Annotated in this window: 10 protein-coding genes and 2 pseudogenes; 6 read left to right on the top strand and 6 right to left on the bottom strand. The window is 39.6% G+C overall.

All coding sequences use genetic code 11. The features are described 5' to 3' along the window. The first annotated feature begins 182 nt into the window (after nt 1–182). From CDG79_RS36380 to CDG79_RS36395, 3 genes and pseudogenes are all read left to right on the top strand, one after another. Nucleotides 183–1,838 (top strand): hypothetical protein, encoded by a 1,656-nt coding sequence (locus CDG79_RS36380; protein ID WP_223278563.1) that lies wholly within the window; start codon nt 183–185, stop codon nt 1,836–1,838. A 13-nt stretch (nt 1,839–1,851) separates the two neighbouring features. Further along, nucleotides 1,852–2,517 carry a hypothetical protein gene (locus CDG79_RS36385; RefSeq protein WP_143855690.1) on the top strand — a complete coding sequence of 222 codons (666 nt, stop codon included), beginning with the start codon at nt 1,852–1,854 and terminating at the stop codon, nt 2,515–2,517. A gap of 267 nt (nt 2,518–2,784) precedes the next feature. Next, nucleotides 2,785–3,719: pseudogene (locus CDG79_RS36395) on the top strand (DUF4351 domain-containing protein). A gap of 182 nt (nt 3,720–3,901) precedes the next feature. Here CDG79_RS36395 and CDG79_RS36400 read toward each other — a convergent pair. From CDG79_RS36400 to CDG79_RS36420, 5 genes and pseudogenes are all read right to left on the bottom strand, one after another. After that, nucleotides 3,902–5,161 carry an AIPR family protein gene (locus tag CDG79_RS36400; protein WP_094346431.1) on the bottom strand — a complete coding sequence of 420 codons (1,260 nt, stop codon included), beginning with the start codon at nt 5,159–5,161 and terminating at the stop codon, nt 3,902–3,904. A 69-nt stretch (nt 5,162–5,230) separates the two neighbouring features. Then, entirely contained in the window at nt 5,231–6,196 is a 966-nt protein-coding gene (locus CDG79_RS36405; RefSeq protein ID WP_094346432.1) for a cytosolic protein, read from the bottom strand. 239 nt (nt 6,197–6,435) lie between these two features. After that, nucleotides 6,436–6,684 (bottom strand): hypothetical protein, encoded by a 249-nt coding sequence (locus tag CDG79_RS36410; protein ID WP_094346433.1) that lies wholly within the window; start codon nt 6,682–6,684, stop codon nt 6,436–6,438. A 157-nt stretch (nt 6,685–6,841) separates the two neighbouring features. After that, nucleotides 6,842–7,285, bottom strand: a complete 444-nt coding sequence (locus CDG79_RS36415) for a sigma-70 domain-containing protein (protein ID WP_094346434.1) — start codon at nt 7,283–7,285, stop codon at nt 6,842–6,844. Between the two features lie 176 nt (nt 7,286–7,461). Further along, nucleotides 7,462–7,995: pseudogene (locus CDG79_RS36420) on the bottom strand (sigma-70 family RNA polymerase sigma factor); the annotation flags it as partial. 342 nt (nt 7,996–8,337) lie between these two features. Here CDG79_RS36420 and CDG79_RS36425 point away from each other — a divergent pair. From CDG79_RS36425 to CDG79_RS36435, 3 genes are all read left to right on the top strand, one after another. After that, nucleotides 8,338–8,784 (top strand): hypothetical protein, encoded by a 447-nt coding sequence (locus CDG79_RS36425; RefSeq protein WP_094346436.1) that lies wholly within the window; start codon nt 8,338–8,340, stop codon nt 8,782–8,784. Between the two features lie 94 nt (nt 8,785–8,878). Further along, entirely contained in the window at nt 8,879–9,130 is a 252-nt protein-coding gene (locus tag CDG79_RS36430) for a hypothetical protein (RefSeq protein WP_143855691.1), read from the top strand. A gap of 295 nt (nt 9,131–9,425) precedes the next feature. After that, complete coding sequence (locus tag CDG79_RS36435; protein ID WP_094346438.1) at nt 9,426–9,887, top strand: hypothetical protein; 462 nt, start codon at nt 9,426–9,428, stop codon at nt 9,885–9,887. A gap of 293 nt (nt 9,888–10,180) precedes the next feature. On the opposite strand, the gene CDG79_RS44475 is transcribed toward CDG79_RS36435, so the two are convergent. Next, nucleotides 10,181–10,498: an NUDIX domain-containing protein gene (locus CDG79_RS44475; RefSeq protein WP_223278564.1), complete on the bottom strand. Its 318-nt coding sequence runs from the start codon at nt 10,496–10,498 to the stop codon at nt 10,181–10,183. Nucleotides 10,499–10,992: the final 494 nt, after the last annotated feature.

Below are 10,992 nucleotides of genomic sequence, written 5' to 3' on the forward strand. Positions count from 1 at the left end.
CTCAATGGCGATCGCAGTATTACATCAAGGACAATTGCCTATCCCATCCCTGAACCTTCACTGTTCAATAGCTTTAAAATCTGTAGTGCCTATTCCGCATAGCTTAGAGCTTTTCTTAGTGCCATTCGTTACAGGAACGACAGGATCAGTTGTTAGTTCGCGCCAGGGACGAACGTAACGGTATGAATCTGGCGAAGTTCATCACACTGACCACCGCTCTTACTGGCGCAGTTTGTTATACTACCTCTCCTCTTGCTCCCATCGGTGCAGTCGTAGCTGGTGTTGGTTATTTATGGTCAATTGTTCAGGACTTAAACGATACTCATCAATTTGCACCGATTCCCTTTATCCGTGGCGACTTCTTCAGTTTCCTTTCGGCAATGGGTGATAGTGCTGCCAGGGACGAATACTTTGCCCTGAAAAATGAACTGGCTGACTTGATGCTGCATCTGGAGCCAATGTCTAAGTATGAATTTGCCATGCTCAAGCAATCATCTCATGTAGTGTGTGAATACTTGAGCGCCGTTGAGCCAGGAAAAAGATTTTACGCTTACCGTTGGTTACTTGATTGGTTTATTCAGCTACGTGGGCAGTTTCCCACCCGTGAGCAATTGTCTGGGCATTTAGCGCAAGTGACAATTGACCCGCGAGTTAACTACCAACAAGTAACAGTTATTCAAGAGGCGATACAACCGCAAAATCTTGGTATCCCACAAGCTCGATTTGCTCAATTACCGATTCCTGATGTGGGAGCAAGGTTTGTAGAGGAAACGGGGCAGAGCGCAGGGGAAATTTCTCCCAGACCTTCTGCTCCCATGCAAAGTGCTTCTTCCCCTCCAGTCAATACCGATATCTCCATCTACACCACTAAACCCCAAGTGCAGTATGAGCTAATTGGGCATATTGCTAAGAAAGTTACCAATATGCTGTGGGTTGGTGTCCCTGGTTCTGGCAAGGGTATCACCATTAGCAATGCAATCGACGCTATCAAGCGACTGCATCCTGGCATACACATCTTTTATATTGACCCCAAAGGTGACGAAAAAGAAACCGGTTATTTCAAAGGTCGTGTTGATACTTTTAAACGGGCTAAAATCCTAGAAATGTCCCCGGTCGAAGCCGTTAAATGGGTCAAAGAATGCTTTACCGAATTTCAAAATATCTCTGGCTCCAAGCTGATTATTTTAGATGAAGGTACGGCTGTCTGTTCCAAATTTAAAAATACCAAAGGTGAAATTAACTGGCTCAAAGACAAAATCATCTCTTACTGTTCTTGCGGTGATAGTTCCGGTTGGCATTTCTGGATTGTTGTGCAGAACCCTCACACAGATGACTTGGGCATTTCTGGCGGACTGCGATCGCAGTTAACTTCAGTGGCGTTAGTTCATCCTGATAACGTCCCAGCTTACAATGCCATGATTGCCACTCAACTCATCCCCAGCGATCGCAAGATTACTTCAACCCAAGTCATGGAGATTGCCGCACAATCACCAGTCGGTAGAGCAGTGTATTACGGTGGCATCAATGAATGGATACCAATGCCTCTGTTAAAGAATTTCTCTGGTTATGACCGGGATACCAAACAGTTTATTGACTCGACACCAAGTGAACATCGAGCTTCTCACGCCGATTCACCAATTGACACACCAAAAACTCAAGCTCAACAGATGTTGGCACTTTTAGAAAAAACTACAGCTAACTCAATTGATGAGTTTATTCAAAAAGAATTGAAATTGGACGGAGTTCCACCAGATTTAATCCGTTTGGGAATCGAAAGATTACTTAAGGATTCTCCAATTAAGTACAAATTCGATGGCTGGAATAGCAACCATAACTAAACTCGGTAAACCTATGCAAAACAACAATCAAAGCAACTCCCCCTCAAAAGCCTCAAGCCCTTTAGAAAAATTAACGACAAGTGTTGTTAACTTTATTAACAGTCTCTCTCAAAGCTTTAAATTATCAGAACGCGAACTACTAGTTCAAAAACAGTGGCTACATAATATGCAAACTAGTAAGCTTCTCAAAGAACAACAGGATTTCATCAATGAAGCTAATCAACAGATGCCTATACTGTTAACTTCTAAATCAAGATTAATAATTCTTGAAGCAATACTTATCACTCGTGCCAGAAATGGACAACCTATAGGTGATTTAGTGACGGCAATTGAAGTAGTCAGGAAGAACGTTCTTGAGATAGATATCCAGCCAAATTTCAATTTAGAAAAGGAGCGAAAAACTCAACCTCAGAAAACCAAAGATACCCTAATTACACATCGTCATCAATACGAGTTACCTATTCTGAGCGAAGTTGGTAATTTAATCACTGATGCCCGAAACCTTATATTAATTGTCCCCTTAATTTCGGCTCTATTTATTTTGATTTTGCCTTTTACTAACCCAAGGATTTGCGATTCTTGGGAGAATGCTACTGGCACTTATGAAAACAAAAGTTTGTTTTGTCAATTTTTAAATGATTTGAATCGTTTTTTTCAAGACTATCAGAAGCTAAAATAAATCTTCTAGCTCTGGCAACAATCGCCGGAGCTTAAGCAAACTAATACGGAGTAAATCATTATCCACTACCCAAAGATATAACATTAATGCTAATTTAATCAGCCTAAAAAAAGCCTTTTTTAGCTGACAAGCTTGTAGAATAGGTATTGTTGACATTTTCAGTATTAAATAGGGAAAAATGTAAAATTGGAGCGCTTGCATTGTTAAAAGCTGCTCTTAAAAGAGATAAAATATTAATTAGAATAAATAACTTTCATAGTAATTTAAATGACTCGATTTATTCACGACCAATTTGCTAAAGACTATTTGGAAGAGTTACTAAAACCTTATGGGGAAGTAAAAGCTTCTAGCCGTGTAGCTGGTGAGATTAGATAAATTGATGTTTTATTTTCTCCTACCCAACAAGCTAATAATTTAGAGATGCTAGGAATTCTGGGAAAATTTACAGCTACACCTGCTATTTTTGAACCCTTACGGGTTCGCCAGTCGCTCATGGGGGAAACCCCCAAGACTGCGCTGGCTCACCATTTCGCAATCCTGCATCTGAAGAGGAAATCTGTGATTGTTTGCTGAAATTATTGGAAGTAAGAGGTGCTTTACAACGCGAAGCTAATCGCAATAAAATCTCTATTAAAGAATTAGAAATTCCGAAATTGTGGATACTTTCTCCAACTGTATCTGTGAGAATACTTTCAGGTTTTAGTGCAATTCAAGCATCTAATTGGGTGTCTGGAGTATACTTAATGGGGGAGTATTTGCGAACAGCTATCGTTGTAATTCATCAACTGCCACGTACTCAAGAAACTTTGTGGCTAAGAATTCTCGGTCGAGGGAAAGTACAAAGGCAGGCTATTGATGAATTAGAAGCGCTATCATCTAATCACCCGTTTCGGAAAGCCACACTAGAATTACTGTACAATTTACAGCAGAACTTGGTAATGTCTCAAATTGAAGAATCAGATGATAGGGAGTTGATTATGCGATTAGCACCACTTTATCAGCAAGATAGAGAACAAGCTGTACTGGAAGGAGAACAACGTTTAATTATACGTCAACTAAATCATCGCTTTGGTGAGATTGACTCTTCAGTAATTGAGCGAATTCGAGGTTTATCTACTGACCAATTGGAGACTTTACGAGAAGCCTTTTTAGATTTTTCATCCCTCACTGATTTAGAAACTTGGTTAGACCAAAATCTCTAAATAAAAAGCTTGTGCTATTATCTCTTACCTGGAAAGTCGATGCGCTCTTATAAAGGAGGTTTGGGGCAAGGGGGAAAGGCTTCGCCGTGAGCGCAACTTCTCTTCTTAGGCTGCGCCCTAAGCGTAGCTATGCCGAAGGCTTTACGACGAAGTTTACAGTGAGTCAATCGAACGATAAAAAGCTATCTGAGAACAGTAGTTGCACCATCATTTTTACCTTTTGCCCTCTTGTTTGTACCTTGTGTCACCTTCGATTCTTCTTCTTGCTTACTGGAGTTAACCATTTTCATCAAGTGCTGATTTAGATAACTCTGCGCCGAAATATACAAACTTTCCCAAATCTCTTGATTGCGGCTAATTTTTGTGCCGACTGTATTGCCTGCTGTTTTCTCTGACACTAAGTATTTGCGGAAATAGTTATTCCACAGGTGTTGCAGGAAATCTTCGGCAAATTCGTTAAACGGCAGAATCCATTTATAGTCTTTATCCAAAAATACCCGATATGATGCAATTATCGGTAATGCGAGGTCAGTTGGCGCACCAAACCCGAATGAATACTTGCTGTCAGGCAACAACGTAGTTTTACGTATATCAATTGAGGCTAAATCGTTGGCACCCTTTCTTCTGGGGCTGCTGATATGGTCTTGAATTGTTTCGTACAATCTTTGCTCTATCCACAAAGCTTGAGAGAGTACAGGCAGTAAAGCGGTTAATCTTTCCCTTTCTACGTCTGTGATGTTAGAGGGAAGACTCATCCCTGCTGGGTGTTTGGTTCGTTTATTGCCGTCGGGGTTGTATTTATTTCTATCGAGGCAGTAAAGGAGCTTCAGCAAATGGGTGACATTGCACTGAGCGTTTCTGGGAGCGCCGCTTTGGTTTTGGTAATAGGCGATGCGGAATTTCCTATCTTCTGCTCTTTCTAACTGGGCTAGGTACTGCTTGATGAATTTGTAATCACCCCTAGCGTTGACTTTGGAGCGAGAATCTACTGGCGTTGTCGTGTTGGAGGCCAGGGCTATATCCTTAGCCTCGTCTTCCGAGAGTCCGATGTGGATGGTAACTTTTACTCTGGCTTCGGTTAGGTCATATTTGTAATTTTTCGCTTGCTCAAAAGCTAAAACTGTGTGCCCTCCGTTGATAATGCCGTCGCTGCCACCCTCGTTAGCTTCTAAGACTTCTAGCTCCAGTTCAGTTTTGTTCTTGACAGGTTTAGCAATATTCGCTGACAGAACGATTCCACTGTGGCGGGAGAAGAATTTTGCAGGTTCGGTGGTCAGAGAGTCGAAGACTTGTCTGTAGGTCGCGCTTTTGCGGTTCGGTTCGCGGATATTCGGTTCTAGGGGTAGGTCTGTGGGGAATGAGTCTACATGGGCGGTGGCGATGATGCAGTTTGGGTTAGCTTGAAAGTAGTTATCTATTTTGATGTTCCAAGTCTTGGGCATACTTTATTTTAGTTAAATTCGTCTTGGGCTTGTTGATTCGGGGATGGGGAAATTAGGCGATGCCCAATCTCATTGCTGAGTGTCTGTTGTGGACGACTGGTAAATTTGACGCAATTGTGAAACAGTACTAGCCGTATCTATCCCTGACAAGATGGCTTCTAGCAGATTTACATCTTGGATAGATTCGATTTCAGGTAATAAATTTTGACCAGTTTCTCCAAATTTGAGCTTTAATCCCAAGGCTATACCTTTTAACAAAGCTTCAAGCTTACCTTTTTCAATACCACTACGTTCAAAAGAAGTAACATACTGCATACGTTGCTCTGCCTCCAATTGTTCTACTTCATGCTGAAATTCTCGCTCTAAATCTTGAGGGAGTGTCAATACCCAGTCTACAAAAGCCAACAAGTTTAGAACATCCTCACGTTCAAACCCGTGCTGGTACAGTCTCCGCACTAAACTTAGTTTCTGCTGCTTACGTTGTAACCTGTCGCTAAGAGTTTGTACTGCTGCTAAATGTGCCATCACCACAGTCGCCAAAGGGTTACGGCTGGCTTCTAGCTCAGACTGACGTTGTTGATAGTCTAACAATTTGACAATTGGAAACTGAAACTCAACTTTAGTGCCAAACAACTCGTAACCAAACTGATTTGGTCGCCAGTTTACCTGCTCATCACCTAGAACCGCCAAGGATGCTACTGACCGCTTATATCTATCGTAGATGCGGTAGTTGTAGATAAACATCCTTTCGCTAAAATCAGATTCCGACTGGGATTGGATTTCTAAATGTATCAGTATCCAGGATTCTTCGCCACCAATGCGGTATATTTTTACCAGCTTATCTGCAAGTCTTTTCCCTAGTTCGGCATCACGCACTACCTGCTCTAATTCTTTGTCCAAGAACTCAGGCTGTCGAGTCCAATCTATTTCCCTATATGCTTGCGGAAAGAAAAACAGCATGAAGTCTTCAAAATACAGTTGTAGTATCTGTTTCCACGGCGAATCATATTCGGTTTGAGGGTTGGTATTGGTCATACTCGTTCCAGGGCGAACTCACGCCCCTGATTGTATTACTACTTGCAAGCCAGTGTATGATTTGAGAATTGTGTTGAAATTGCTTACCAATTAATCTTAATCTGGGAAGTTTTCTTAATCCCACAGATAAATCGGAGAAGAAAATATATTTAATCTCAATTCATTAGAGTTACTTTTTACCAGTTTGAGTTAGGTTGGGCGAATGAGCGCACTGCTTCATTCATCCTTGAGACAACAAATCATCCGGCTATGTCTTTACCACTCAAGTAATTCATAGCTCTGGGTTTTCTCTTCTTGAGAGGGACTACTGATTTCTTGGGAGGTTGAGGCGGACGACATTTCTCACAATATAGAGGTCGCACACCAAAAGTTTCTCGTTGTGTGGGTTGTTCGCACTGCTTACATACGAAGTTGAAAACGCGAGTGTGAATTTCCCGCTTGTGCGCTCTGACGGTGTACTCTCGGACTTCAATAGTTTTGCTGGGCATTGATTAGTTTTATGAATTGCTATTTATAAATATAGTTTCTTGTTTCTGACTAATAGTATAGCCAGAGCATCATCTTCATGATTAAAACAAGGATAATTGCCCTGGGTAAATATTACCTTTACGTCCGCGATGATAGTAGAAGTGGAAATCATTTTAATTAATTAAGATACTCCAAAATATCACTTTTTTGACGGCGAAGAATAGAGAGTGCTTTATGTTCAAGCTGGCGAATTCTTTCTCGGCTTAAGTTAAGGCGTTCTCCAATTTGAGTTAGGCTCAGTTGATGGTCATTTTCTAGCCCGAAACGTAGAGTTAGTACTTCTCGTTGTATTGGAGCTAAGGACGCTAGCAACTCTTTAATATTCTGGCGCATCAGTGAAGAATTTAATTCTTCCAAAGGGGAAATCTTTTCGTCAGCTAAAAGTTCGCTTAATTCTGTTTCTTGTTCATTCCCAACGCGCATTTCTAGCGAAACTAACTTTCGGTCTGCTTGAATATATTCTCGAACCTGCTCTGGTTTAACCTTTAATTCTTCAGCAATTTCTACTACAGTTGGTTTTCGACCCAACGACTGGGATAATTCCCAGGGCGGCCGCATCATGTCAATAAGTAAAGTCTATTCTCAATAGAGTTAAAGATAATGTCATTAACTTTTGTTTATTGCGAAAAAATTAGGCGATCGCTTTGGGGCTTAAAAAATAATCAAACGCGAAATCCTTATTTTTTCGTTGGTTCTTAACCTTCGTTGTGATCAAGAGTAATTTAGATGCGTTTGCCCTGGGATAATTCCCGTTGTATTTTCTTGATTTTATTCAGTTTTTCGTTGATATGAATCGGCAAACGAATAGTTCGTGATTGTTCTGCAATCGCACGTGTGATTGATTGAGTAACCCACCAATAGGCATAAGTTGAAAGTTTATAGCCCTTGTTTGGATCAAACTTTTCAACGCCACGGTATAAACCGAGTGTACCTTCCTGGATCAGATCAAGAAATTCTAAGTTTCGGTTCTGGTACTTTTTAGCGATCGCCACCACCAGCCGTAGGTTAGCAGTCACCATTTTTTGCTTTGCTCGTTCCCCTTGATGAAGAATTAACTCCACTTCAGCTTCGCTTTGCCCAAGTGAGGTAGCTAATTCTCTTGCAGTTGGTTCTCGGTTTATTTGAAGTGCGATCGCTTGCCGTTGCTGCTCAATCGCCATCATCTGCTGCACAAGCCTAGCATTTGTAATTTCTTGCTCAGGAGTTAGCAGAGGGTAGCGTCCGATTTCTTTGAGGTAGGAGCGCACTAAGTCGGTAGTTGGGTTGGGCATATTTTTAGTTTGAATAAAATCTTTTAGTTCAACAATTAGCTAACAACTTAAATCTTAACTATATACTTAACCCAATGTTTATCTTTATCAAACAAAGTTTATAACTATAATACTTGAAGTCTTCAAATAGGTAAATACTAAAAACTGCTTTATTTTATAAATAACCTTAAAAATAATGAAGAAGTTTAACTGAGTTAAATTAAAGAGACGCTACGCTAATTTTAGAATGAAGTCCTCTCTTGAAGAGAGGATATGTTCAAATTCGCTTCACATTTGAACAAGGCTTAAGAACGCTTTGCATAAATCAATTGAAAATTCCAAATACTTAGTTGAGAAATAATCATGGATATGCAATCTCTACTCACCTTGGCAATCGTAGTTATCTTTTGGGCATTCGTTACTCTCGTTATGTTCCAGTTCATTAATGGACTATTTGTATCGGCTGATTACGCTAGTAATATGGTTTTAGTTAGCAATGGAAATATAGCTGCTTCTACAATTCCATCAGTATCAGAAACGATCACAACACAAGCTCGGACTTTTGAGAAATTACCAGATCCTTGGACATTAGAGAATGAAGTTGTTCATTGTAAAAGTAATGAAGCGGTTATCCTCTCATTCCCTACATTAAGATTACTGCCTCCAGTTAAAGAAATTTCACCACAACCAAAACGTACTACTCGTTCAAACAAAGCTAACAATGCTGCCAACAAGTCACCGAAAACTAAAAAGGCTGATGTAAATTCTTCAGGCAAGCGCAAGCCAGGCAGTCCGCGTAAAATTGCATAAAAGTTACTCAACTATAACCTCCGATTGCTCAACGGAGGTTAAACTTATTTCCTGAAAAATAGTGAACGCGACATATTGTTGTTTATCATCTACTTTGAATCATATCCCAAGCAATCACTCCCTACTCGAAGCAGCAAGATTTGAATTAGGAATTGCTGTTAGTTGTGCCAAAGAGTATGAAAAAACTTGGCACTCTATTATCTGGATTCAGTCTAAGAGATTTTTAAAAGCATTTTTAGCCTCTGCTTGCGGCTGGCGATCGCAAGAAGGCGGGCGAAACAGCGCCATCGCTCAAAAGAAGAGATGGGCAATACTTTGGGCAAGAGTGGTGAGTGTTGCGGCGTGATGCTGGAGTTTGAGAATCTAAAGATGACAAATTTGCTCAACTGGTGACAGATGCGCCGCAGTGGACTGAGTGGATGGCGTGAGAAAGCGTTCCTTCAGGTAGTAAACCAATAAACTTTAAAGAAAACCTTTCACTTTTTAAAATTCTATTTCTGAAAGTGAACTTCAATCTCCTAAATGAGCAAACATAAGCTCAAATAATCTTTTTAGATTAGAATCTAATTCTCGCAAAGATTTTAGATACTAAAAATCTCATAATATTTATTGACAACGGTTGAATATTCCCAGATAAAGTAATGCTCAATATAGATTTAGAACAACTCTTTTACACGGTACAAATAGATTTTCAAACAGAGATTACTAAGATTGCTGGACAAGTTTTTAGCAACACTGAGTTTCAGTTATCGGCTCGAAAAATCGGTAAGGTTCATGCAGCTTTAGTTGTACCACAGATGTATTTAAAATCATTAAATAAAGACTCTCAAAACATTTTTGATACTAATTTAGCTATTACTTTTAAAAGTGGAAACCGTGCTGTCGGAAATTTTCAAGTAAATTATTTACCTAAAATAAATATCTTAACTATATCTGGGTACTACAAAGATGGCACGGCTTATCTATGTTATTCTCCAGCGATGAATCCTGATTGGTACAATGGCAGAGGTTATAAAATAGTTCGCCCTGATTGTATTGGAGAAAAGTTTGAGTTGTTAGCTAACAAGTTTTATCCATTTTTTGAAGAATGTTTTGCAGTTTAATTAAAATTAAACCTATTGTCAGTATGGCTGTAGAGCGACGAACTATTTGACCAGAGCTACAGATTACAGTCAAATAATCTGTGCCTCTACAAAATCAGAAAACAATTGATGAGCGTTGCGCCGTGATACTGGAGTTTGAGGATGCTTATTCCAAAGATTAGTGAGAGATCAAGGTATGCCCTCATTTAGACTAAAAAAGTGATTTTCTATAACAGCAAGTATGAACAATTCTTTGGTTGAATGAGCGTAATTTAATTATCTATATCTCCCAAATATCTTATAAAGAACTCTACCTATTTTTGATAAAATATTTGCACAAGTTTAAGCAAGTCACTTTTTGCAGGTTCACCGCTATCCAACCATTCTATTAAATTATCAGGGGATAACCAAAAACTCTCAATAAAATCACTTTTATTATACTCTGGGTTCCAATCTAATTTTATTTCATAAACCTTCATAAAAGCAGATACTTGATATTGATATGGTATTAAATATCCCAAGAGTCGAACATTAACCATGTTTAACTCTAAGTTCAACTCTTCTTTGAGTTCACGTTGTAAAGCATCTTCATAGGTTTCTCCAGTTTCAACATGACCCCCCCATGCTGACATCAAGACAAAGCGGAAAAATAGTTTTGTGTGCAGAACGCCGAGGTATCCACAGTTGACCTAATGAATTAACAACAAAAGCATTGACAACTCTAAAATTGCATAGTCCTTGACGATATATTTCCAAACGTTTCTTCTGTCCAACAACGCAATCGCTTTCGTCTACAATGTCAAGTATTTCATCATCTTGTATCATGATTAAATCCTTCTATAATTTGAATTGGGCGGTTAGGCATCACCGTGCTAAAACTTTATTTCAAGGTAATAATTATGGCGCAACAAGTTTTGCGCTCGCTCAATGAAGATAAAAGCAACTTACTGAATGAGCGATTATTGTCAAAAAAGCCTTGGTAAATGCCTTAATCTTCACTAACGCTCTTTTATTACTCTCATGAGAGTATAATTAGTTACTAAGAGTTTAACTTAGCAAGGGTATTTAATTGGGTTCAAGAACGGCTACCTCCACGATCACCGTGGTAGATCAGTACTGCGATGCC

Origin of the sequence: Nostoc sp. 'Peltigera membranacea cyanobiont' 232 (assembly GCF_002245985.1) — a bacterium.
Classification (GTDB): Bacteria; Cyanobacteriota; Cyanobacteriia; order Cyanobacteriales; family Nostocaceae; genus Nostoc.

Excerpts from the sequence above, each read along its gene's own strand:
- CDG79_RS36380 (WP_223278563.1), top strand. The coding sequence starts at position 183 with ATGAATCTGGCGAAGTTCATCACACTGACCACCGCTCTTACTGGCGCA.
- CDG79_RS36385 (WP_143855690.1), top strand. The coding sequence starts at position 1,852 with ATGCAAAACAACAATCAAAGCAACTCCCCCTCAAAAGCCTCAAGCCCT.
- CDG79_RS36400 (WP_094346431.1), bottom strand. The coding sequence starts at position 5,161 with ATGCCCAAGACTTGGAACATCAAAATAGATAACTACTTTCAAGCTAAC.
- CDG79_RS36405 (WP_094346432.1), bottom strand. The coding sequence starts at position 6,196 with ATGACCAATACCAACCCTCAAACCGAATATGATTCGCCGTGGAAACAG.
- CDG79_RS36410 (WP_094346433.1), bottom strand. The coding sequence starts at position 6,684 with ATGCCCAGCAAAACTATTGAAGTCCGAGAGTACACCGTCAGAGCGCAC.
- CDG79_RS36415 (WP_094346434.1), bottom strand. The coding sequence starts at position 7,285 with ATGATGCGGCCGCCCTGGGAATTATCCCAGTCGTTGGGTCGAAAACCA.
- CDG79_RS36425 (WP_094346436.1), top strand. The coding sequence starts at position 8,338 with ATGGATATGCAATCTCTACTCACCTTGGCAATCGTAGTTATCTTTTGG.
- CDG79_RS36435 (WP_094346438.1), top strand. The coding sequence starts at position 9,426 with ATGCTCAATATAGATTTAGAACAACTCTTTTACACGGTACAAATAGAT.
- CDG79_RS44475 (WP_223278564.1), bottom strand. The coding sequence starts at position 10,498 with ATGTCAGCATGGGGGGGTCATGTTGAAACTGGAGAAACCTATGAAGAT.